The sequence below is a fragment of the Streptomyces sp. WZ.A104 genome, assembly GCF_002382885.1.
In the GTDB taxonomy this organism is placed as follows: domain Bacteria; phylum Actinomycetota; class Actinomycetes; order Streptomycetales; family Streptomycetaceae; genus Streptomyces.
Window position 1 is genome coordinate 1 of sequence record NZ_NWVL01000051.1, and the last position, 21,273, is coordinate 21,273.

Sequence of the window (21,273 nt, forward strand, 5' to 3'; positions counted from 1 at the left end):
GCGGCCGCCCCAGGGCCGCCGCGCGCCCGCCGAGCCCCGCCCCGGGAGGCCGGCACACCCGGAGCGGCCGCGCCCTGGGCCCCCGGTCCGCCCGGCGAGCAGACCGTCGGACCCCGTCCGCCGCACATCGCGGCGGGCGGGGTCCGTGCGTCGGCCTCAGACCTCCGCAGTGCCTTCCGGAGCACCTCCCCGAGCGCCTTCGTCCGACGGAGCCGCGCGGTCGTCCGCCGGGCCGTTCCCCTCCGCCGGGCCGTTCCCCTCCGCCGGCCCGTTCCCCCCTGCCGGGCCGGAGAGATGCCCCGGGGACTCGAAGAGCCGGTAGGACGCGTCCATGTGCGCCAGCCTCCGCAGTGCGCCGAACATCGCCTCGCCGAGGTCGCCGTTCGGGCTGCTGATCTTCCTCGCCGTCCGCGCCGTCCGGCCACGGCGGCGCGAAACGCCCGCCGGCTGAGTCGCGCGTCCTCCCGGGGCCTGCTCTGAAAAGATCGCCCGCACCCGACCAATCCACACGGCCGTCCGCTCCGAACCACTGCCGGAAGCGACGATCGTCCCGGGAGGAAACCCGCGTGAAGGAAGCCGTACACATCAGTGGGGTGCCCTCGCCCGGCCCCGACCTCCAGGAACTCCTGGGGCGGGTCGCGCGGGGCGACCAGGACGCGTTCGCCTCGGTGTACGACGCGGTGAGCGGGCCCGTGCTCGGCCTGGTGCGCAGCGTGCTCCGCGACCCGGCGCAGTCGGAGGAGGTGGCGCAGGAGGTGCTGGTGGAGGTGTGGCGGACCGCACCCCGTTTCCAGGCGTCCCGGGGCAGCGCGATGAACTGGGTGCTGACCCTGGCCCACCACCGGGCCGTCGACCGGGTCCGCGCGGCCGAGGCCGCGGCCGCCCGGGAGCACAAGGCGGCGCTGCTGGACCGGACGCCCGCCTTCGACGAGGTGTCCGAGCAGGTCGAGACCCGGTTGGAGAGAGAACAGGTACGACGCTGTATGCGCACCCTGTCCGAGCTGCAGCGGGAGTCGGTGACGCTGGCCTACTACCGGGGCCTGACCTACCGTGAGGTTTCCGAACTCCTCGCCGTGCCGCTGGGCACCATCAAGACACGGCTCCGTGACGGCCTCATCCGCCTTCGCGACTGCCTGGGGGTGAGCGCGTGAACACGGCCGAGCTGCACACACTGACCGGGGCCTATGCCCTGCATGCGCTGCCGGAGTCCGAACGGCAGGCGTTCGAACGGCATCTGGAGGACTGCGAGGCCTGCGCCCAGGAGGTGCGGGAGCTGTCGGCCACCGCCGCCCGGCTCGGCCTCGCCGTCGCCGAGCCCCCTCCGCACGAGCTGCGCGCGAGGGTGTTGCGGGCGATCACGACCGTACGCCAGGAGACTCCGGCGCCCGGCAGACGGGAGCGGACCGGCGGGGGCGGACGCACCGGCCGACGGTACGCCTACGCTCTCGCCGCCTGCATCGCGGCGGCCGCGGCGTTCGGCGGGGTCGCGGTCTGGCAGAACCAGGTGGCACAGGACGCGCGGCAGGAGGCGCGTCAGGCGCAGCGGCAGAACGAGCAGCTGGCCCAGGTGCTCTCGGCCCCGGACGCGAAGACCGCCTCGGGCGAGCTGACCGGCGGCGCGCGCGGCACCGTCGTCGTCTCGCAGAGCCAGAACCGCGCGGTGTTCCTGGCCTCGGGGATGCAACGGCCGCCGAGCGGCAAGGTCTACCAGCTCTGGTTCAACGACGAGGGCACGATGCGCTCCGCCGGTCTGATGGACCCGACCGCGAGCGACGACGCGGTCCTGCTGGACGGGCCGGTGGACCAGGCGTCCGGGATGGGCATCACGGTCGAGCCCGCCGGGGGGTCCGCCGAGCCGACCTCGTCGCCGGTGGCGCTGATGGACTTCCCGACGGCCTGACCACTCACCCACGAAATCCTGCAAGGGAGCACCCGTTCCATGAGTGTCGCGGTGGTGCTGTTCACCTCCGATCTACGAGTCCACGACAACCCGGTGCTGCGTGCCGCACTGCGGGACGCGGACGAGGTCGTCCCGTTGTTCGTCCGGGACGACGCCGTCCACCGGGCCGGTTTCGACGCGCCCAACCGGCTGGCGTTCCTCGCGGACTGCCTGGCGGATCTGGACGCCGGACTCCGGCAGCGGGGCGGCAGGCTGATCGCCCGCCGGGGCGAGACGGCCCGCGAGGTGAGACGGGTCGTCGAGCGGACCGGGGCGGCCTGCGTGCACGTCGCCGCCGGAGTCAGCCGGCACGCGGCGCGGCGCGAGCAGCGGATCGGTGAGGCTCTGGCGGGCACCGGCTGCGCACTGCGCGTCCATGACGCGGTGGTCACCGCGCTCGCGCCGGGCCGGGTGGTACCGACGGGCGGCAAGGACCACTTCGCGGTGTTCACCCCGTACTTCCGCCGTTGGGAGGCGGAGGGAGTGCGGGGCACCGTGACGGCTCCGCGTACGGTCCGGGTGCCGGACGGCGTGGTGAGCGACCCGCTCCCGGACCGGGAGGCGGTCGAGAACCTCTCCCCCGGTCTCGCCCGGGGCGGCGAGGACACGGCCCGCAAGCTGGTCACGTCCTGGCTGCACGGACCGATGGCCGGCTACGAGGACGGCCACGACGATCTGGCCGGGGACGTGACGTCCCGGCTCTCCCCCCATCTGCACTTCGGTACGGTCTCCGCCGCCGAACTGGTGCACCGCGCGCGGGAGAAGGGCGGGCCCGGCGGCGAGGCGTTCGTGCGGCAGCTGGCCTGGCGCGACTTCCACCACCAGGTCCTCGCGGCCCGCCCCGACGCCTCCTGGTCCGACTACCGGCCGCGCCGGGACCGCTGGCGCTGCGACGAGGACGAGATCGACGCATGGCGGACCGGGCGGACGGGCTATCCGCTGGTGGACGCGGCGATGCGGCAGCTCGCGCACGAGGGCTGGATGCACAACCGGGGCCGGATGCTGGCCGCGAGCTTCCTCACCAAGACGCTGTACGTGGACTGGCGGGTGGGCGCCCGGCACTTCCTCGACCTGCTGGTCGACGGCGACCTGGCGAACAACCAGCTCAACTGGCAGTGGGTGGCGGGCACCGGCACGGACACCCGGCCCAACCGGGTCCTCAACCCGGTGATCCAGGGCAAACGCTTCGACCCTCGGGGCGACTACGTGCGGCGCTGGGTCCCGGAGCTGGCGGATCTGGAGGGGGCGGCGATCCACGAGCCCTGGAAGCTCCAGGGCCTGGACCGGGCGGGCATCGACTATCCGGACCCGGTGGTGGACCTGGCCGAGGCCCGGTCCCGGTTCGAGCGCGCCCGCGGCCTGGACTGACCGGACGACGGGACGCGCAAGGGCCCGCACCGCTCGCTGCGGAACGGGCCCTTGTCGATGTGCTCAGGTGCCGCGCGGCGGCCGGGGGAGGAAGCCGCTGGTCCGCGCGACGTATGCGGCGTACCCGGGCCGGTCGGCCATATGGCGCTCCAGGAGGGCCGCGCCGCTGCCCTTGGTCAGCAGGAAGCTCATGACCAGCGGGGCGACGACGGTGGCGGCAGCGGCGGCCGGGGCCTGGCAGATGAGAAGGAACAGGCCCCACCACACGCAGAAGTCGCCGAAGTAGTTCGGATGGCGGGTCCAGGACCACAGCCCCCGGTCCATGATCTTCCCCCGGTTGGCGGGGTCGGCCTTGAACCGGGCGAGCTGTGCGTCACCGATCGCCTCGAAGGCGAGGCCGACCGCCCACAGAAGCACCCCGGCCCAGGCCCACCAGGCCAGTGGAGCGGTGAGGTACTGCGCGGCCTGCACCGGGAGCGAGACGAGCCAGACCAGCGCGCCCTGGAGCAGATACACCTTGCGCAGGGCGTACAGGTTCGGGTTGCCGGGGGCCTTGGCCAGCATCTTCGCGTAGCGCGGGTCCTCCCCGTGGCCCCGGCCGCGCCGCCCGATGTGGACGGCGAGGCGCAGCCCCCAGATCACGGTCAGCGCGGTCACCAGGAGTCGGCGGCCGTCGTCGCCCGCACCCGCCGAGAGGCCGTAGGAGACCAGGGCGACGGCGGCGAAGGCGACGCCCCAGGCGATGTCGACGATCCGGTGCACCCCCTTGTTCAGGGCGATGGCGAAGGTGACGAGCATGACGCCGAGGGCGGCGACGGCCGCCCCGGCGAGCCCGTTCGCGAACGCGGCCCAGGCGAAGCCGCTCACCGGTCCGCTCCCGGGTTCCCGGCTCCGCGGGTCCGCGCGGGGACGGTGGGGGCCTCATGGGGTCCGGTATCGCTCCCGCCCCGCATCCGCACCCCCAGGGGCGGCCCGCCGCCGGGGGAGCGCTCGGTCGCCGGTTCGGCGCGTTGGGCGGCCCCGGCCGGGGTGCGCCGGGCGGAGGGCCTGGTGGCGGCGGTCACGCGGTCTCCTCGCGGGTCAGCAGCAGTTGCTGCACATCGAGATACCCGGAGCGGAAACCCGCTTCGGAGTAGGCGAGATAGAAGGTCCACATCCGGCGGAAGACGGCGTCGAAGCCGAGGGCGTCGACCTCGGCGGCCCGTTCGGTGAACCTCTCCCGCCACAGCCGGAGCGTCTCGGCGTAGTGCGCGCCGAAGCGGATGCGCCGGGTGGTGCGCAGGCGGGTGTGGCCGGTGGTGATCCGCTCCACCGCCTCGGTGGAGGGCAGCAGTCCGCCGGGGAAGATGTACTTCTGGATCCAGGTGTACGTGGAGCGGCTGGCGCGGAGCCGGTCGTCGGGCATGGTGATGGCCTGGAGGGCGATCCGGCCGCCGGGGGCCAGCAGGCGGTCCAGGGTCCCGAAGTAGACCGGCCAGAACTCCTCGCCGACCGCCTCGACCATCTCGACGCTGACGATCGCGTCGTAGTCGCCGGTGACCTGGCGGTAGTCGCTCAGTCGCACCTCGACACGGTCCTCGTACCCGGCCTCTCGGATGCGGGTGCGGGCCAGTGCGCGCTGTTCGGCGGAGAGCGTGACGGTGACCACCCGGGCGCCGCGGGCGGCCGCGCGGATGGCCAGTTCGCCCCAGCCGGTGCCGATCTCCAGGAGGCGGGTGCCCTGGCCGACCCCGGCGGCGTCCAGCAGCCGGTCGATCTTGCGGTGCTGGGCGGCGGGCAGCAGGTCGTGCTCGGCGGGGAAGCCGCGGAAGACGGCGGAGGAGTAGGAGAGCGTCTCGTCGAGGAAGAGGGCGAAGAGCTCGTTGGAGAGGTCGTAGTGGTGGCTGATGTTGTCCCGGGAGCCTTCGGGGGTGTTCATCTGCGCTGCGGGCCTGCGCGGCGCCCAGATGCCACGCAGGCGTTGCAGCGGCCGGGGGACGAGGTCGGCGGCGTTGTCGGCGAGCACGGTCAGCACGCCGACCAGGTCCGGCGCGTCCCACTCCCCCGCCATGTAGGACTCGCCGAAGCCGATGAGCCCGCTCGCGCCGATCCGCCGGAAGAAGGCGTCGGGGTCGCGGATGTCCATGAGCGGCCCGCCGAGGCCGATGTCCTTCCTGCCCGCGAGCCGGGCGCGGAGCGGAAGCCGGCCGAGCGCGTGGCGGACGACGCGTTCGGCGACGGCCGTCCGGGCGCGGGAGACCCGGGGCAGCGCGACGATGTCGGGCCAGCGTTCCGGGTCGGCCCCGGGGGTGTGTTCTGCCGGCGGCGCAGAGGTGGGCGCGGTCACTGCATGCCTTCCTGTGGGCGGTGCGGGGGACGGGGTTGCACGGGGAGCCCGCGCAGGTAGAGGCGGATGCCGTGCAGGCGGATCGCGGCGGAGACGAGGACGGTGGAGAGGGGGTGGCGCAGGGCGAGGCGCACCAGTTCGCGGGGGGTGGCCGGCCGGCGGCAGCCCCGTACGGTCGCGGTGAACGGGCGGTTCCCCTCCCGCTCCAGACAGACACTCAGGTCGAGACGGGGCCCGGGCTCGGGCAGCCGCATCCGGTAGCCGCCGTCCACGGGGAAGAACGGAGAGACGTAGAACTCCTTGCCGGTCACGGCTCGGTGGTCCCCGTCGGGACGCAGCAGATAGCCGTGCCGTCCGCCGTACGTGTTGTGCACCTCGGCGACGACGCAGAGCGCAGTGCCGTCGGCGCGGTGGCACCAGTAGACGGTGATGGGGTTGAAGACGTACCCGAGCACCCGGGCCTGGGTGAGCATGGTGACGGTCCCGTCGCCGAGCTCCACCCCCCGCGCACGCAGGAAGCGCTCCAGCCCGGCCCGGATCGTGGGCGCGGTACCGCCGAAGTGGTCGCGGGCCTCGAAGCGGGCCAGCGGCCGCAGGGCGCGCGGCAGCCGGGGTGGCCGGTCGGGGTCGATCAGCCACAGATACGTGCGGTGGCGGAACGCGTACTTCCCGGGGCGGGTCCGTACGTGCGTGATGGTGCACGGGTAGAGGGCGTTCACCACCTCACCCCCAGGGCGGCCGCGGCCTCGGCCCCCGAACGGCAGCCGTCCTCGTGGAACCCCCAGCCGTGGTAGGCCCCCGCGTAGGCGGTGACGGGACCTGACAGGGCGGGCAGCCGGGCCTGGGCGGCGACCGACTCCGGGGTGTAGACGGGGTGTTCGTAGACCATGCGGGCGCGGACGGTGTCCGGGTCGACCCGGTCGGAGCCGTTCAGCGTGACCACGAAGGTCTCGGGCGCGTCGAGCCGCTGGAGCCGGTTCATGTCGTAGCTGACGGTCACGTGGTCGGCGTCCGCGGCGCACGAGGGCATCAGGTAGTTCCAGGACGCCCTGGCTCTCCGGCCGCGCGGCAGCAGGGTGGTGTCCGTGTGCAGCAGCGTCGGGTTGCGGGAGTACCGGAACGCGCCGAGTGTGCCGCGCTCGGCGTCGGTCGGGTCGGCGAGCAGCCGCAGCGCCTGGCCGGGGTGGGTGGCGATGACGACGGAGTCGTACGGGGTGGTCGTGCCGTCCTCGGTGGTGACGTCGACGCCCTCCGCGTGCCGGGTGACGGCGCGCACCGGGGTCGCGGTGTGCACGGCGGTGAGCTGCTTGACGACGCGGTCGACGTACGCGCGGGAGCCGCCGGTGACAGTGCGCCAGACCGGGGAGCCGCCGACGGTGAGCATGCCGTGGTGATCGAGGAACCGGAAGAGGTAGCGGGCCGGGTAGCGCAGGGCGGTGACCGGGTCGCAGGACCAGACGGCGGAGACCATCGGGGTGAGGAAGTGGGCGCGGAAGTACGGCGAGAAGCGCCCGCGCCGGGCGAACTCCCCCAGCGTCATCGCGCTCGCACCGCTTTCCGGCTGCGCCAGCAGGGCCCGGGCCGCACGGTGGAAGCGCGGCACCTCGGCGAGCATCCGCAGATAGCGTCCGCGCACGGCTGAGCCCGGCTGTGCGAAGAGCCCGGCGGGGCCGCGTGCCCCCGCGTATTCGAGGCCGCACCCCTCGCACCGTACGGACATCGACATCTCGGACTTCTGGGTGGCGACCCCGAGTTCGTCGAAGAGCCGCAGCAGATACGGGTACGTCCGCCGGTTGTGCACGATGAACCCGGAGTCGACGCGGTGCACCCGGCCGTCGGACGCGCCCAGATCATGCGTGTGGGCGTGCCCCCCGACGCGGTCGTCCGCTTCGTACAGCGTCACCTCATGAGCCTGCCTGAGAACGTGGGCGGCGGTCAGTCCCGCCACTCCGGCTCCCACCACGGCCGTCCGCCGCCGTTCCCCTGTCATTCCGGTTCCCTCCGGGTCTTTCCACTCCGGTCGGAGTGCTGCTGGAGCGCTGCTCACCCTCCATTCGTTACCGGTGCCCGGAAGGATTGGTCGGGTCTCCGACCTCTGCTCCGATCGGGTGAAGGGGAGCCCGGGACCAATCCGCCGGCCGACCGGCGCCGAACCCCCCGTGTGAGAACAGAGCGGAACGACGCGCGGACGGACGGGGCGCTGCTGCCCCGGTCGGTCACGCTCGGCGCGTGGCCCTCGCCCCCCCACTCCGCTCCGCTCACCGAACCTTCGATCCAGGAGAAACGCCATGAACACGCTCCTCTTCCGCCGCGCAGCCGTCGCCGTATCCGCAGCAGCCATGCTGCCGCTGACGCTGACCGCCTGCTCGTCGGACGACTCCTCCAAGGACTCGGCGGCCGGCTCGACCCCCAGCGCGTCCGCGCCGGTGAGCCCCTCGGCCGATGAGTCGATGCCCATGGACGGGCCGTTCGGCCCGGCCTGTTCGTCGGTGCCGAAGCAGGGCGCGGGCTCGTTCGACGGCATGGCGAAGGACCCGGTCGCCACGGCGGCCTCGAACAACGAGGAGCTGTCGACGCTGGTGACCGCCGTGCAGCAGGCCGACCTGGTCGACACGCTCAACAACGCCGAGAACATCACGGTGTTCGCCCCGACCAACGACGCGTTCGCGAAGATCCCGAAGGCCGACCTGGACGCGCTGCTGGCGGACAAGGCCGAGCTCACCAAGGTCCTCACCTACCACGTGGTGGGCGAGAAGCTGACCCCGCAGCAGCTGGAGAAGGGGTCCTTCGACACGCTGGAGAAGAGCGAGCTGACGACGGCCGGCTCGGGCGTCGAGTACACCGTGAACGACTCCTCGAAGGTCGTCTGCGGCAACGTCCCGACCGCCAACGCGACGGTCTACATCGTCGACACGGTCCTGATGCCCCCGAAGTAGCGCTCACGCAAACCCCACGGACGAGGGGCGGAAAGTCGCACCGAGGTGCGGCTCCCGCCCCTCGCCGCGCGCGGGCGCTGCCTTAGCCTGACCGGATGACGGATCGTGAATCCCCGAGCCGTGCCGACCGGGTGTCCGGCGCCGTGGTCGGCTCCGCTGTGGGTGACGCGCTCGGCGCCCCCTTCGAGTTCGGCGCCCCAGGGGTGTTCACCGACCGTTTTCCGGACGGCGTCGGGACGTTGTGCGGAGGCGGCGGCTGGGACCCGGGCGAGGCGACGGACGACACACAGATGGCTGTGCTGGTCGGGGAGTCACTGCTGGAACAGGACGGCCTCGACCCACCGGACGTGTTCGACAGGTTCCGGCGCTGGGCGGCGGGCGCTCCGAAGGACATCGGTCTCCAGACCGAGGACGTGCTGACCAACGGCGAACCGTGGGACCTGGCCGCGGCCCTGCACTTCCAGCTGAACGGACGGGCAGCGGGCAACGGTTCACTTATGCGGGCGACCACGTCGGGCGTGTACTTCGCCCGCGCGGGGCGCGCGGCCACGATGGAGGCGGCACGGCGGATCGCGGCGCTCACCCATGGCGACCGGGCGGCCTGGGAGGGCACCGCCGTCTTCCACGAACTGATCCGGGCGGCACTGCTGGGCGACGATCCCCTCGCCGCCGTCCCCGGGGCACTGGACGAGGTGCACGCCGATCACCGGACGCGCTGGGCGACGGTTCTGGCGCCCGACTGGCACCCGGGGCTGGCGACCGAGTTCAACGGGGCGGTATGGCCCTGCCTCGGCACGGCACTGTGGGCCCTGCGGACGACGGACACCCTCGAACGGGCCCTTGCGGCCGCCGTCGACGTGGGCGGGGACACCGACACGGTGGCAGCCGTGACGGGCGGGCTGGCGGGAGCGGTGTACGGCATCGGCGCCGTCCCGGACCGCTGGCGCACGCCCTTGCACGTGCCGCTGCCTGGGTACGGGGACCGCGTGCTGCGTACGTCGGACCTGATCGCCCTGGCCGACCGGCTGGACCGTCAGGGAGAACAGGCAGCCGGTACCGGAGATCCACCCCGATCCGTATCGCCGGAAATGTACACATAAGCGCCGGATAAGCGCACTATGGGTATGGGTGCCTGCCGCACCCTCCGTACAGCGGCAGGGCCCGCAGGACGGAAGGAGACGAGAACTCATGAGCAACGTCTCACACGCGAGGAGCGACATATCGGGCCACCCCGATGCCTCCGAAATGCGCGCGCGGTATGACCGGATGATGGGCGGCCGCGATGTGGCTCTGGTGGACGCGCCGGTGTTCCTGGTCGGCCTGTACTGCGCTGTCTCCCCGTGGGTGCTCCACTTCACGGCCAGCCAGCCGGCCCTGGTGACGCACAACCTGGTGATGGGTATCGCCATCGCGGTACTGGCCCTCGGCTTCACCGTGATGCCCGAGCGCATGTACGGGCTGAGCTGGGCGATGTGCGCCATCGGCGCCTGGGTCATCGTGTCGACCTGGGTGGTCGGGAGCAGCCCGGACGCCGGGATCATCATCAGCAACATCATCGTCGGCGGACTGACCATCCTGCTGGGCATGGCCTGCGCCGGGGCGGCGGCCAAGAGCCGCAGCACCTGACGCCGACCCCCACCAGGCCCCGCCTCTCAGGCGCCTGCGCTTCCAGCCCCTACGGCGCTTGAGGAGCGGGGTCTGCTCCGGCCCCTACGGCGCTCGGCGACTCCAGCCCCTACTGCGTTCCAGGAGCGGGCTCCGGGGCGGCGCACCGGTTTCGGGAAGGGGCGGGCAGGGGAACAAGCCCGACGCGGGCGCCCCACACCCGCGTCCAAGCCCCCCTCACCCCACAGAGCTGTACGCCACAACCCCCCGCAACACCGCATCAACCGCCTTCCTCGCGTTCCGAGCCACAGAACCGGCCGCCCCCGCAGGCCCGGCCCCCTCCCGAGGAGCCGCCGCGGCGACCTGCCCCAGCACATCGATCACCTGCTTGCACCACCGCACGAAGTCCCCCGCCGGCATCTCCGCCTCGCGCAGCACCTCGTCCAGCGTGCGGCCGGAGGCCCACATGTAGACCGCCCAGGCGAAGCCGAGATCGGGCTCGCGCTGCCCGACCCCCTCCGTCTGATTGATCTTGAAGTCCTCCTCCAGGGCATCCAGCCGCCCCCAGATCCGCACCATCTCGCCCATGGCGACCTTGGCCGGCCCGGACGGCAGCTTCGGCGCGACCGCGTCATCGGCCTGCCGCGCCTCGTACACCAGCGCCGAGACGCACGCGGCGAGTTCGGCGGGGTTGAGCCCCTCCCACACACCCTCCCGCAGGCACTCGCTGGCGAGCAGATCCAGCTCCCCGTACAGCCGGGCCAGCCGCCTTCCGTTCGCGGTGACCTCGTTGCCCCGGAGGTAGTCCAGCTCGGTGAGGAGCGCGACGATCCGGTCGAAGGTGCGGGCGATCGTGTTCGTCCGCCCCTCGATCCGCTTCTCCAGCTGCCGGGTGTCCCGCTGCAACCGGTGGTAGCGCTCGGCCCACCGCGCGTGGTCCTCACGCTCGTCGCACCCGTGGCACGGGTGGGCGCGCAACTCGGTCCGCAACCGGCTGATCTCCCGGTCGTCGGCCGCGGCCGCCCGCTGCTTGCGGTGCCGCTCGGGCGCGATGTGCCCGGCCTTCGTCCGCAGCGCGGAGGCCAGATCGCGCCGGGACTGCGGCGAGCGCGGATTGAACGACTTCGGGACGCGCATCCGGTCCAGCGCCTCCACCGGCACCGGGAAGTCCATCGAGGCCAGCCGCTTGACCTGTCGCTCGGCGGTCAGCACCAGCGGACGCGGCCCGTCGTGGTGGTCGAACCCGCGGTGCCCGTTGGCCCGCCCGGCGGGCAGTCCGGGATCCAGCACCAGCGCCAGACCCGCGAACTTCCCCGTGGGCACATGGATGACGTCCCCCGGCTTCAGCTTCTCCAGCGACGAGGCCGCCGCCGCCCGCCGCTGCGCCGCACCCTGCTTGGCCAGCTCCGTCTCGCGGTCCTTGAGGTCGCGGCGCAGCCGCGCGTACTCCTCGAAGTCCCCGAGGTGGCAGGTCATGCCCTCCTTGTAGCCTTCCAGGCCCTCCTCGTTGCGCTGGACCTGCCGGGAGATCCCGACGACGGACTTGTCCGCCTGGAACTGGGCGAACGAGGTCTCCAGCAGCTCGCGCGAGCGGTGCCGCCCGAACTGCTGCACGAGGTTGACCGCCATGTTGTACGAGGGGCGGAAGCTGGAGCGCAGCGGATACGTGCGCGTCCCCGCGAGGCCGGCCAGCGCCGTGGGGTCCATGCCGCGCTGCCACAGGACCACCGCGTGGCCCTCGACGTCGATTCCGCGGCGACCGGCCCGACCGGTGAGCTGGGTGTACTCACCGGGGGTGATGTCGGCGTGCTGCTCGCCGTTCCACTTGACGAGCTTCTCCAGCACCACGGAGCGCGCGGGCATGTTGATGCCGAGCGCCAGGGTCTCGGTGGCGAAGACGGCCTTCACCAGACCCCGGACGAACAGCTCCTCGACGACCTCCTTGAAGGTCGGCAGCATGCCCGCGTGGTGGGCGGCGATACCCCGCTCCAGGCCTTCGAGCCACTCGTAGTAGCCCAGGACGTTCAGGTCCTCGCCGGGGATGGAGGCGGTCCGCTCCTCGACGATCTCCCGGACCAGTCGGCGCTTGTCCTCGTCGTTGAGGCGGAGTCCGGCGTACAGGCACTGCTGGACGGCGGCCTCACAGCCCGCCCGGCTGAAGATGAACGTGATGGCGGGCAGCAGCCCCTCGGAGTCCAGCCGGTCGATGACCTCGGGCCGGCCGGGCGTCCAGATCCGGCTGCGCTGCCGCCGCTCGCGCTCGCGGTCGGCCTCGCGGACCATCTTGCCCCGGCGGCGCTCACGGGGGTTGTAGCCCTGCTGGTTCTCCTGGCGGGCGAGACGGACCAGGTCGGGGTTGACCTCGCGGCGTCCGGCGCCGCGGCCGCCGTGGTCGGTCTCCTCCTCGAAGAGGTCGTACATCCGGCGTCCGGCCATCACGTGCTGCCACAGCGGCACCGGCCGGTGCTCGGAGACGATGACCTCGGTGTCGCCGCGCACGGTGTCCAGCCAGTCGCCGAACTCCTCGGCATTGGACACGGTGGCCGACAGCGACACCAGAGTCACCGACTCCGGGAGGTGAATGATCACTTCCTCCCAGACCGCGCCCCGGAAGCGGTCGGAGAGGTAGTGCACCTCGTCCATGACGACATAGCCGAGGCCGGCGAGCGACTGGGAGCCCGCGTACAGCATGTTCCGCAGGACCTCGGTGGTCATCACGACCACGGGCGCCTCGGAGTTGACGCTGTTGTCGCCGGTCAGCAGACCGACCTTGTCCGCGCCGTACCGCTTGACGAGGTCGGCGTACTTCTGGTTGGAGAGCGCCTTGATCGGCGTGGTGTAGAAGCACTTGCGGCCCTGCTCCAGGGCCAGGTGGACGGCGAACTCGCCGACGATCGTCTTGCCCGACCCCGTGGGGGCCGCGACCAGCACCCCCTTGCCCTCCTCCAGGGCCTGGCAGGCCTCGATCTGGAACGGGTCCAGTCCGAATGCGTACATCTCCCGGAAGGGCCCGAGGGCCGTCGCCATCTCGGCCGCACGGACCCGAGAAGCCTGGTATCGCTCAGCTGGTGAGAGGTCCTCTGTCATCTTGGCTACGAGCCTACCCGCCACCTCTGACACTCAGCGCGATCTTTAAATGCCCTTGGCCTTTCACCCGGCCAGCACCCGCACGGCCCCCCGTACACAGGTGGCGGTGAGCGGCAGCGCGCCCATCGGTTCACCGTCCGCGTACGCGGTGACACCGGCCGCGGCCAGCTCGATCGAGGAGACGCGGTGCGCGGTGACGGCCGGGTGGCTCAGATGCGTGCCCTTGTAGACCCTGGGGAAGACCTTGAGGAGGGTGGCGCGGGAGCACTCCCCCACCACGGTCACGTCGAAGAGCCCGTCGTCCATCCGGGCCTCGGCGCAGATCCGCATGCCTCCGCCGTACGTCGTCCCGTTGCCCACCGCGATGAGCGTGGCCTCGATCTCGCGGGCCTCTCCCCCGTCCAGCCGGATGCGGTACGGGATCGGCTTGAAGGCGGCCAGTTCGGCGAGGATCGCGAGGTCGTACTTGAACCGCCCGCCCACCAGCCGCATCCGGTTGCCCCGGTCGTTGACCCGCGAGTCGAACCCGGAGGCGAGCACCGTCCCGAACCAGCGCTCCCCGACCCGCCCGAGGTCGATGTCACGGTGATCGCTCTCCTTGAGCGCCCGCGCGGCCAGCGCACCGGCGGCGGCCGGGTCACGGATCGGCAGGCCCAGCGCCCGGGCGAAGTCGTTGCCCGTGCCGACAGCCACGACGCCGAGCGGCGTGCCCGTCCCCGCGACGGCCTGGAGGGCCAGGGACATCAGCCCGTCCCCGCCCACGGCTATCAGCGCCCCGGTACCCGCCGCCACGGCCTCACGGGCCCGGCGCAGGGCGTCGTCGGCGTCCTCGCCGAGCACCGTACGGACGGAGAATCCGGCGTCCCGCAACGCGGAAGCGGCCGGCTGCGCGGCGTGCGCGCCCCGGCCGCTTCCTGCGGTGGGATTGACGAAGAGGGTGATCTCGCTGGTCACCCGCCGGACCCTACAAGGTCAGGTGATGTCGTCGTAACCGTTCATCCGGCGCGGTCCTGGCCCGTCCGCCTCACCGGAGGCCTGCCCCGGAAGCGCCCGGCGCGGGTCGGTCTCCGGCTCGACGCCGCCGACCGGCTCGGGGGTCAGGTCGAGCTGCGAGGCCTCGTCGTCGCTGAGCTCGGCGTCGGGGTTGTTGCGGTTGCGGCGCTTGTCGTTCAGCAGGGAGAAACCGACGGCGATGAAGTAGAGCACCGCGAGCGGACCGGCCAGCAGCAGCATCGAGATGGGCTCGCCGCCGGGGGTCGCGATGGCCGCGAAGGCGGTGAGGCCGACGATCATGCCGCGCCACCAGCGCAGCATACGGGCGCCGGACAGGACGCCCGTCATGTTGAGGGCGACGAGCAGCAGAGGCAGTTCGAAGGCGAGCCCGAAGACGATCACCATGCGGGTGATGAGGTCGAGGAAGTCGTCCAGCGGCAGCAGGTTCGTGACGTTGGCGGGCGTGAAACCCAGCATGATCTCGGCCGTCTCCGGCAGGATCGCGTAGGCCAGGTAGGCGCCGGCGACGAACAGCGGGACGCCCGCGGCCACGAAGGCCAGGGAGTACCGCTTCTCCTTCTGGTGCAGGCCGGGGGCGACGAAGGCCCAGAGCTGGTAGAGCCAGACAGGCGTGGCGAGCAGGACGCCCGCCATGAGGGAGACCTTCAGCGCGATGGTGAAGGGCGACAACAGACCGTTGGTGGTCATCTCCGCGCAGGGGCGGCCGTTGACCATCGTCTCGACGCCGTTCTTGCAGCCGACCGAGTCGAGGATCGGCTTCATCAGGAACTCGAAGATCTCCTTGTGGAAGAAGGCGGCCCCGATGACGGCGATCACGACCGCCAGCACGGACTTCAGTAGCCGGTTACGCAGCTCACGCAGGTGATCGAGGAGAGGCATCCGCCCCTCGTCGTCCTTCTCCTGCTTGCGGGCAGACTTGAGCAACCCACTTCCCTCGTCTCGTACGGCGGCTGTCGGCGGAGCGCGTCAGCGGTCAGCTCTGGGTGGTGGGCTTGGCCTCGTTGACCGGGCGGGAGCTCGTGACGTCTCCGGGCGCGGCCTGAATGGTGCGCGCGGTGGTGGACTGCGGCGGGGCCGGGTCCTCGACGGTCTCCGTCGTGGCCGCCGTGGCCGCGTCGTCCTTCTTCATCGCCTTGGCCTCGCTCTTGAGGATGCGGGCCGACTTGCCGAGCGAACGCGCCATGTCGGGAAGCTTCTTGGCACCGAAGAGCAGCAGGATGACAGCGATGATCAGAACGATCTCTAGGGGCTTCAGATTGCCGATCATGTGCGACTTCCTTCTCACTGAGGCGGCTGGAGGGTGGGCTCGCTACCCGTTCGACCGGGCATACGTCCGATCATTGCGCTGGCAGCGATCGTAACCCGCGGGAGTAAACGCGAGGCAATGCCCGCGCGTACTGCGGCTTGCGACCCGCCCCTCCCTGCCTGGGCCGCCCCCAGCAGCGTACCCCTCGGCGCCGACGGACATCAGCCCGCAGTGCCCGTCAGCGCAGGCCGTCGCCGGTGGCCGCGAGGCGGGTCGCCGCCTGTTCGAGGTCCTCCGACGCCCGGTTGATCCGCTCCGTGGTGGCCGTGACCTGACGGCCGAGCCGCTGTGCCTCGACGAAGACCTTGATGCCGAGCACGCCCAGCACAAAGACCCCCAGAAATCCGAGGGCGATGGCGAGCATGGGCCAGAACATACGGCGTGCCTCTTTCCTGTGCGGCTTTCCTGTACGGCGCTGCGGCGGGCGCTACGGGGTCGCGTGCAGGCGCAGCGTGCGTACACCACCGCCGGTGAGCAGTTCGATGATGCGCTCCCCGGCGGGTTTGCGGACCGAGGCGCCGCACTCGGGGCAGGTGAAGGTGTAGAAGGTGGTGCGGCTGGTGGCGCCGATCGCCAGGCGCAGCTCCCCGGCGGCGAGTTCGAAGCGCCCGCGGCAGTCGGGGCAGCCGGCCCGGAACCGTACGGCGGCGGGAACCGGCACCGGTACGGGCCCGGCGGTCGCCCGCGGTGTCGCCGGGCTGATCCCGGGGGCGGCCGGAAACAGGGGCGTCCCGTTCATCGTGGTCTCCGCTCCTCGGCCTCCGGGCCCGTGTCCTCGTAGGCGGCGAGCGCCTCGCGGGCCGCCTCGCGGGCGCTGTCGGCGAGCGCCGGCGGGTCGACGATGCGGCCCTCTCCGCCGAGGCGCAGGGCGAGGCGGCGCAGCGAGGCCGGGTCGGGGGTGCGCAGGGTGATCCGCAGTCCGCCGTCGGGCAGTTCCTCGGCGGAGTCGTGCGGGTAGTACTCGGCGACCCAGCGGCCTCCGGTGCCGACCTCGATCACCACTTCGGGGTCCTCGGCGGCGGGCTGGACGAGCCCTGCGGACAGGTCTCGCAACTCCAGTTCGGGCGGGACGGCGGGGGCGTCGAGGAGGCGGATCTCGGCGACCCGGTCCAGCCGGAAGGTCCGGCGGGCCTCGGAGAGCCGGCACCAGCCCTCCATGTAGGTGTGGCCGACGGCGAAGAGCCGGATCGGGTCGACCTCGCGCTCGGTGAGTTCGTCGCGGGCGGGCGAGTAGTAGCGCAGCCAGAGGCGGCGGCGCTCGGAGATGGCCCGGTCGACGTCGGCGAAGACGCCGCCCTCGGACTCGAAGGTCACCGAGAGCCGGGAGCTGGCCGCCCCTGACTCGCCTGCGGCCGTCTCCAGCTTGGCGGTGGCGCGGACCAGTGCCTGGCGGTCGCTCTCGCGGAGGCCGGGCAGGGTGGCGACGGCACGGGCGGCGACGAGCAGGGCGGTCGCCTCGTCGGCGGCGAGCCGCAGCGGCTCGGCGACGTCGTCCGGGTTGTGCCACCAGATCCGGTCGCCGTCGGTGTCGATGTCGAGGAGGTCCCCGCCGCGGAAGCTGGTGCCGCACATGGGCAGCACGTCGAGGTCGGAGATCAGCTCGTCCTCGGTGATCCCGAAGGCCCGGGCCACGTCCTGGACGTGGGCGCCGGGGCGCTCGCGCAGATACGTCACCAGGGACAGCATCCGGCGGGTCTGGTCGATCGCGTTCGTGGCCATCGCTTCGGTCCCCTGGTCCCTTAGTTCTTGGCCACGGCGCGCAGCCGGTCCACCACATCGGCCCGCAGGTCGGCGGGCTCCTCCACGACGACGTCCGGCCCGAACTCGACGAGCCAGGCGTCGAGGCCGTGTCCGTACGGGATTTCCAGCTCGTCCCAGCCGTCGCCGCGCTCCGTGACGGATATCGCCCGGGACCGCAGCGGGTAGCCCGCTCCGGCGCGGAGCCTGATCCGTGCGGTACGGGTCGCGGTCTCGCCGGCCCAGCTCTCGACGGTCTCGCGGACGGTGACCACGTCGGGCACCTCGGCGGTGAAGGCCCCGGCGCGGGAGCGGACCTTGCCGGTGATGCGGGAGAGCCTGAAGACGCGCTCGGCGCCCCGCTCGCGGTCCCAGCCCGCGAGGTACCAGTGGCCGCGCCAGCATTCGAGGGTCCAGGGTTCGACCTGGCGCTGCTCGGGGCGGGCGGAGTTGGCCTTGCGGTAGTCGAAGGTGACCGGGCGGCGGTCACGGCAGGCCAGCATCAGGGGCTCGAACGCGGCCTCGTGCACGGGGATACGGGGTTCGAGGGCGCTGTGCACCTCGTAGTCGTCCTCGGCCTCGGGCATCCCGGCGGCGCGCAGCTTCTGGAGGGCGCCGCTGGCGGCCCCGGCGAGGCGGGCCTGCTGCCAGACCTTGGCGGCGAGCCCGAGGGCCGCGGCCTCCTCGGCGTCCAGGGTGATGGGGGGCAGCCGGTTGCTGTCGCGGCGGGCCAGATAGCCGGTGTCGCCGTCGAGGTTCTCGACGGTCTCGATGACGAGGCCGAGCTCGCGCAGATCGTCCTTGTCACGCTCGAACATCCGGTTGAAGGAGTCGTCGGTGCCCGCTTCGAGGTAGGCCTCGATGGAGCCGCGGAGCTCACGCTTGCTGAGCGGGCGCCGGGTCCCCAGCAGGCACAGCGCGAGGTTCATCAACCGCTCGGCCTTGGCAATCGCCATCGACGCCCTTTCTCTTGTGCGCTACGACGGTCGACCGTACCGCCCCGGGGTGTGGGGGACCAAAGCCGGGCAGGGGCCGGAGGACGAGGAGGGCCCCCGCCGTGCGGCGGGGGCCCTCGTTCGCGTAACCGGAGCCGGTCAGACGGAGACCAGGTCGCAGACGAAGATCAGCGTCTCGCCCGGGGCGATACGGCCGCCCCCGGCGCCGCGGTCGCCGTAGGCGAGGTGCGCGGGGATGATCAGCTCGCGACGGCCGCCGACCTTCATGCCCTGCACGCCCTGGTCCCAGCCGGAGATGACCTGGCCGGCACCGAGCTGGAACCGCAGCGGGGTGCCGCGGTTCCAGGAGGCGTCGAACTCCTCGCCGGTGGAGAAGGCCACGCCCACGTAGTGCACGGAGACGGTCTGGCCGGCCTGGGCCACCGGGCCGTCGCCCTCCCAGATGTCCCTGATCGCCAGGTCTGCCGGCGGCTCGCCACCCGGGAAGTCGATCTCGGGCTTGTCGATGCTCACTGAACTGCTCCTCTAAATGATGAACTGGGCAACCGGGACAGTCTTACACCTTGGCGAGGATGTCCACGGCGAAGACCAGGGTGGAGTTCTTCGGGATGGCCTGCTGCTGCTGGTCGCCGAAGGCCTGGTCCGGCGGGATGACGATGAGCACCCGGCTGCCGACCTTCTTGTCGATCAGGCCGGTCTTGAGTCCCTTGAGGGTGACCTGCGACAGCGGGAAGGTCTGGGTCTTGCCGGTGGAGTAGGTGTTGTCGAACTCCTTGGCGTCCTTCCAGACCATGCCGACGTAGTTCACGACGACGCTGTCGGACTCCTTGACGACCTCGCCGTCGGACTCCAGGACGTAGGTGGAGGCCAGCTTCTTCGGCGGGTCGCTCTTGGGGATGGTGACGGTGGGGGCCTTGCCGTCGGCCTTCACTCCGACCTTGGGCAGGTCGATGTTGTCCTGGGCGACCTCGGTGCCCTTGGCGGAGGCCGGGATCTGGGTGGCCTTGAGGACGTCGACGACGAACACGAGGGTGGCGTTCGGCTTGATGTCGCCCTGGCCCTGCTCGCCGTATCCGAGCTCCGGCGGGATGACCAGCTCGACGCGGCTGCCGACCTTCTGCCCGACCAGGCCCTTGTCCCAGCCCTGGATGACCATGCCCGCACCGAGCGTCAGGTCGAAGGGCTGCTTGCGGTCGAAGCTGTTGTCGAACGGCTTGTCCGAGTCCCAGGCCTGACCGAGGTAGTTGACCTGGATCGCATCGCCGTTCTTGAGCTTCGCCCCGTCCCCCTCGCTGATGACGTCGGTCTTCAGCTCCTTGGGCGGGTCACCCTCGCCCTTGGAGAGGGTGGGCTTCTCGCCGAACTTCGCACCCGCGGTGATCGCGGGTACGCCGTTCTTGGACGAGGCGGAGTCGGAGGCCTTGTCGGTGCCGCACGCCACTGCCGACAGCAGCAGGAGGGGGGCGACGAGAAGGCCGGCAATTCGGCGCACTGGTTCCTCAGATCTCAGGGGGCACGGTGGTTCAGTCCCGGAACACTCTAGGGCCTCTCATTCCGTTCGGGCCGGACCCCGCACACAGCCCCGGCCCCCGGGACCGGTGGGTCCCGGGGGCCGGGGGCCGGTGCGTGCGTGCGCTCACATACCGGCGATCAGCTTCTCCACCCGCTCGTCCACGGAACGGAACGGGTCCTTGCACAGCACCGTGCGCTGCGCCTGGTCGTTGAGCTTGAGGTGGACCCAGTCGACGGTGAAGTCCCGCCGCTGCTCCTGGGCCCGCCGGATGAAGTCGCCGCGCAGCCTGGCCCGGGTGGTCTGCGGGGGCACCGACTTGCCCTCGAAGATCTTCAGGTCGTTGCAGATGCGGGCGGTCTGCCCCTTGCGCTCCAGGAGGTAGAAGAGACCCCTTCGGCGGTGGATGTCGTGGTAGGCGAGGTCTATCTGCGCGACCCGCGGATTCGACATGGTCATGTTGTGCTTGGCCCGGTACCGCTCGATGAGCTTGTACTTCATGACCCAGTCGATCTCGGTGTCGATCCGGTCGAGGTCCTCGGCCTCGATCGCGTCCAGGGTGCGGCCCCACAGCTCCAGGACCTGGTCGACGGTGCCGGTGCGGATGCCCCGGCGCTCGACGAAGTCCACGGCCTTTTCGTAGTACTCCCGCTGGACCTCTATGGCCGAGGCCTCCCGGCCGCTGGCCAGGCGGACCTTGCGCTGCCCGGTGAGGTCGTGGCTGACCTCGCGGATCGCCCGGATCGGGTTCTCCAGGGTCAGGTCGCGCATCACCGTGCCCGCCTCGATCATGCGGAGCACCAGGTCGGTGGCGCCGACCTTGAGCAGCATGGTCGTCTCGGACATGTTGGAGTCACCGACGATGACGTGGAGGCGGCGGTACCGCTCGGCGTCGGCGTGGGGTTCGTCGCGGGTGTTGATGATCGGCCGGGAGCGGGTGGTGGCGGAGCTGACGCCCTCCCAGATGTGCTCGGCGCGCTGGCTGACGCAGTAGACCGCGCCGCGCGGGGTCTGGAGCACCTTGCCCGCCCCGCAGATCAGCTGCCGTGTGACGAGGAAGGGGATGAGGATGTCCGCGAGCCGGGAGAATTCTCCGTGCCGGGCCACGAGGTAGTTCTCGTGGCAGCCGTAGGAGTTTCCCGCCGAGTCGGTGTTGTTCTTGAAGAGATAGACGTCGCCCGCGATTCCCTCCTCGTGCAGGCGGCGTTCGGCGTCGACGAGCAGGCCTTCGAGAATGCGCTCGCCCGCCTTGTCGTGCGTGACCAGTTCGGTCACGTTGTCGCATTCGGGGGTGGCATATTCCGGATGCGATCCCACGTCGAGGTAGAGGCGGGCGCCGTTCCGCAGAAAGACGTTGCTGCTGCGGCCCCATGACACAACACGGCGGAAGAGGTAGCGCGCCACTTCGTCAGGTGACAGTCGGCGCTGTCCCCTGAACGTGCACGTGACGCCGTACTCGTTCTCCAGCCCGAAAATGCGGCGGTCCATG

At 71.6% G+C, this 21,273-nt stretch carries 22 protein-coding genes; 6 read left to right on the forward strand and 16 right to left on the reverse strand.

Annotated features, from left to right (window positions below; all coding sequences use genetic code 11):
* Positions 1–566 precede the first annotated feature (566 nt).
* From CIB93_RS24800 to CIB93_RS24810, 3 genes are read left to right on the forward strand one after another with little or no spacing between them, the layout of a single operon-like run.
* A complete protein-coding gene (locus CIB93_RS24800; RefSeq protein WP_096629952.1) occupies positions 567–1,151 on the forward strand; it encodes a sigma-70 family RNA polymerase sigma factor in 585 nt (194 codons plus the stop codon).
* Complete coding sequence (locus CIB93_RS24805; protein ID WP_096629954.1) at positions 1,148–1,900, forward strand: anti-sigma factor domain-containing protein; 753 nt, start codon at positions 1,148–1,150, stop codon at positions 1,898–1,900. The genes CIB93_RS24800 and CIB93_RS24805 overlap by 4 nt, the downstream gene beginning before the upstream one ends.
* Positions 1,901–1,939: 39 nt before the next feature.
* Positions 1,940–3,307 (forward strand): deoxyribodipyrimidine photo-lyase, encoded by a 1,368-nt coding sequence (locus CIB93_RS24810; RefSeq protein ID WP_096629955.1) that lies wholly within the window; start codon positions 1,940–1,942, stop codon positions 3,305–3,307.
* A 63-nt stretch (positions 3,308–3,370) separates the two neighbouring features.
* Here CIB93_RS24810 and CIB93_RS24815 read toward each other — a convergent pair whose 3' ends face one another.
* From CIB93_RS24815 to CIB93_RS24835, 5 genes are read right to left on the reverse strand one after another with little or no spacing between them, the layout of a single operon-like run.
* On the reverse strand, positions 3,371–4,174 hold the full coding sequence (locus CIB93_RS24815) for a DUF1295 domain-containing protein (protein WP_096629957.1): 804 nt from the start codon (positions 4,172–4,174) through the stop codon (positions 3,371–3,373).
* Positions 4,171–4,371 carry a hypothetical protein gene (locus tag CIB93_RS24820; protein WP_096629959.1) on the reverse strand — a complete coding sequence of 67 codons (201 nt, stop codon included), beginning with the start codon at positions 4,369–4,371 and terminating at the stop codon, positions 4,171–4,173. The genes CIB93_RS24815 and CIB93_RS24820 overlap by 4 nt, the downstream gene beginning before the upstream one ends.
* Positions 4,368–5,633 carry a cyclopropane-fatty-acyl-phospholipid synthase family protein gene (locus CIB93_RS24825; protein ID WP_096629960.1) on the reverse strand — a complete coding sequence of 422 codons (1,266 nt, stop codon included), beginning with the start codon at positions 5,631–5,633 and terminating at the stop codon, positions 4,368–4,370. Before CIB93_RS24825 ends, CIB93_RS24820 begins: the two co-directional genes overlap by 4 nt.
* On the reverse strand, positions 5,630–6,352 hold the full coding sequence (locus CIB93_RS24830) for a DUF1365 domain-containing protein (protein WP_096629962.1): 723 nt from the start codon (positions 6,350–6,352) through the stop codon (positions 5,630–5,632). The genes CIB93_RS24825 and CIB93_RS24830 overlap by 4 nt, the downstream gene beginning before the upstream one ends.
* Positions 6,349–7,623 carry an NAD(P)/FAD-dependent oxidoreductase gene (locus tag CIB93_RS24835; RefSeq protein ID WP_096629964.1) on the reverse strand — a complete coding sequence of 425 codons (1,275 nt, stop codon included), beginning with the start codon at positions 7,621–7,623 and terminating at the stop codon, positions 6,349–6,351. The genes CIB93_RS24830 and CIB93_RS24835 overlap by 4 nt, the downstream gene beginning before the upstream one ends.
* A gap of 298 nt (positions 7,624–7,921) precedes the next feature.
* Between CIB93_RS24835 and CIB93_RS24840 the strand changes: the two genes are divergently transcribed.
* The 3 genes from CIB93_RS24840 (at position 7,922) to CIB93_RS24850 (ending at position 10,195) form a co-directional block, all read left to right on the forward strand.
* Entirely contained in the window at positions 7,922–8,569 is a 648-nt protein-coding gene (locus tag CIB93_RS24840) for a fasciclin domain-containing protein (RefSeq protein WP_096629966.1), read from the forward strand.
* A 95-nt stretch (positions 8,570–8,664) separates the two neighbouring features.
* Positions 8,665–9,669: an ADP-ribosylglycohydrolase family protein gene (locus CIB93_RS24845; RefSeq protein WP_096629967.1), complete on the forward strand. Its 1,005-nt coding sequence runs from the start codon at positions 8,665–8,667 to the stop codon at positions 9,667–9,669.
* Between the two features lie 88 nt (positions 9,670–9,757).
* Positions 9,758–10,195 carry an SPW repeat protein gene (locus CIB93_RS24850; RefSeq protein ID WP_096629969.1) on the forward strand — a complete coding sequence of 146 codons (438 nt, stop codon included), beginning with the start codon at positions 9,758–9,760 and terminating at the stop codon, positions 10,193–10,195.
* A 216-nt stretch (positions 10,196–10,411) separates the two neighbouring features.
* On the opposite strand, the gene CIB93_RS24855 is transcribed toward CIB93_RS24850, so the two are convergent.
* The 11 genes from CIB93_RS24855 to pafA form a co-directional block, all read right to left on the reverse strand.
* A complete protein-coding gene (locus tag CIB93_RS24855; protein WP_096629970.1) occupies positions 10,412–13,261 on the reverse strand; it encodes an RNA helicase in 2,850 nt (949 codons plus the stop codon).
* A 63-nt stretch (positions 13,262–13,324) separates the two neighbouring features.
* The gene (locus tag CIB93_RS24860; RefSeq protein WP_096629971.1) at positions 13,325–14,215 is read right to left on the reverse strand and encodes a diacylglycerol kinase; all 891 of its coding nucleotides are present in this window, start codon (positions 14,213–14,215) and stop codon (positions 13,325–13,327) included.
* 18 nt (positions 14,216–14,233) lie between these two features.
* Positions 14,234–15,199: a twin-arginine translocase subunit TatC gene (gene tatC, locus CIB93_RS24865; RefSeq protein WP_096629973.1), complete on the reverse strand. Its 966-nt coding sequence runs from the start codon at positions 15,197–15,199 to the stop codon at positions 14,234–14,236.
* A 49-nt stretch (positions 15,200–15,248) separates the two neighbouring features.
* Positions 15,249–15,542 carry a Sec-independent protein translocase subunit TatA gene (gene tatA, locus CIB93_RS24870; RefSeq protein WP_096629974.1) on the reverse strand — a complete coding sequence of 98 codons (294 nt, stop codon included), beginning with the start codon at positions 15,540–15,542 and terminating at the stop codon, positions 15,249–15,251.
* Between the two features lie 217 nt (positions 15,543–15,759).
* Positions 15,760–15,957, reverse strand: a complete 198-nt coding sequence (locus CIB93_RS24875) for a hypothetical protein (protein ID WP_096629976.1) — start codon at positions 15,955–15,957, stop codon at positions 15,760–15,762.
* A 51-nt stretch (positions 15,958–16,008) separates the two neighbouring features.
* A complete protein-coding gene (locus CIB93_RS24880; RefSeq protein WP_096629977.1) occupies positions 16,009–16,320 on the reverse strand; it encodes a hypothetical protein in 312 nt (103 codons plus the stop codon).
* On the reverse strand, positions 16,317–17,300 hold the full coding sequence (locus CIB93_RS24885; RefSeq protein ID WP_096629979.1) for a YafY family protein: 984 nt from the start codon (positions 17,298–17,300) through the stop codon (positions 16,317–16,319). Before CIB93_RS24885 ends, CIB93_RS24880 begins: the two co-directional genes overlap by 4 nt.
* A gap of 20 nt (positions 17,301–17,320) precedes the next feature.
* Positions 17,321–18,274, reverse strand: a complete 954-nt coding sequence (locus tag CIB93_RS24890; RefSeq protein ID WP_096629980.1) for a YafY family protein — start codon at positions 18,272–18,274, stop codon at positions 17,321–17,323.
* A 138-nt stretch (positions 18,275–18,412) separates the two neighbouring features.
* Positions 18,413–18,787 (reverse strand): FKBP-type peptidyl-prolyl cis-trans isomerase, encoded by a 375-nt coding sequence (locus CIB93_RS24895; RefSeq protein WP_096629982.1) that lies wholly within the window; start codon positions 18,785–18,787, stop codon positions 18,413–18,415.
* A gap of 43 nt (positions 18,788–18,830) precedes the next feature.
* On the reverse strand, positions 18,831–19,766 hold the full coding sequence (locus CIB93_RS24900) for an FKBP-type peptidyl-prolyl cis-trans isomerase (RefSeq protein ID WP_096629983.1): 936 nt from the start codon (positions 19,764–19,766) through the stop codon (positions 18,831–18,833).
* A 144-nt stretch (positions 19,767–19,910) separates the two neighbouring features.
* The gene (pafA, locus tag CIB93_RS24905; protein WP_026290808.1) at positions 19,911–21,272 is read right to left on the reverse strand and encodes a Pup--protein ligase; all 1,362 of its coding nucleotides are present in this window, start codon (positions 21,270–21,272) and stop codon (positions 19,911–19,913) included.
* Position 21,273 lies beyond the last annotated feature (1 nt).

Coding starts and splice junctions, on each gene's coding strand:
- CIB93_RS24845 (WP_096629967.1), top strand. CDS start 8,665: ATGACGGATCGTGAATCCCCGAGCCGTGCCGACCGGGTGTCCGGCGCC.
- CIB93_RS24880 (WP_096629977.1), bottom strand. CDS start 16,320: ATGAACGGGACGCCCCTGTTTCCGGCCGCCCCCGGGATCAGCCCGGCG.
- CIB93_RS24875 (WP_096629976.1), bottom strand. CDS start 15,957: ATGTTCTGGCCCATGCTCGCCATCGCCCTCGGATTTCTGGGGGTCTTT.
- CIB93_RS24840 (WP_096629966.1), top strand. CDS start 7,922: ATGAACACGCTCCTCTTCCGCCGCGCAGCCGTCGCCGTATCCGCAGCA.
- CIB93_RS24885 (WP_096629979.1), bottom strand. CDS start 17,300: ATGGCCACGAACGCGATCGACCAGACCCGCCGGATGCTGTCCCTGGTG.
- tatA (WP_096629974.1), bottom strand. CDS start 15,542: ATGATCGGCAATCTGAAGCCCCTAGAGATCGTTCTGATCATCGCTGTC.
- CIB93_RS24855 (WP_096629970.1), bottom strand. CDS start 13,261: ATGACAGAGGACCTCTCACCAGCTGAGCGATACCAGGCTTCTCGGGTC.
- CIB93_RS24850 (WP_096629969.1), top strand. CDS start 9,758: ATGAGCAACGTCTCACACGCGAGGAGCGACATATCGGGCCACCCCGAT.
- CIB93_RS24890 (WP_096629980.1), bottom strand. CDS start 18,274: ATGGCGATTGCCAAGGCCGAGCGGTTGATGAACCTCGCGCTGTGCCTG.
- CIB93_RS24835 (WP_096629964.1), bottom strand. CDS start 7,623: ATGACAGGGGAACGGCGGCGGACGGCCGTGGTGGGAGCCGGAGTGGCG.
- pafA (WP_026290808.1), bottom strand. CDS start 21,272: ATGGACCGCCGCATTTTCGGGCTGGAGAACGAGTACGGCGTCACGTGC.
- CIB93_RS24810 (WP_096629955.1), top strand. CDS start 1,940: ATGAGTGTCGCGGTGGTGCTGTTCACCTCCGATCTACGAGTCCACGAC.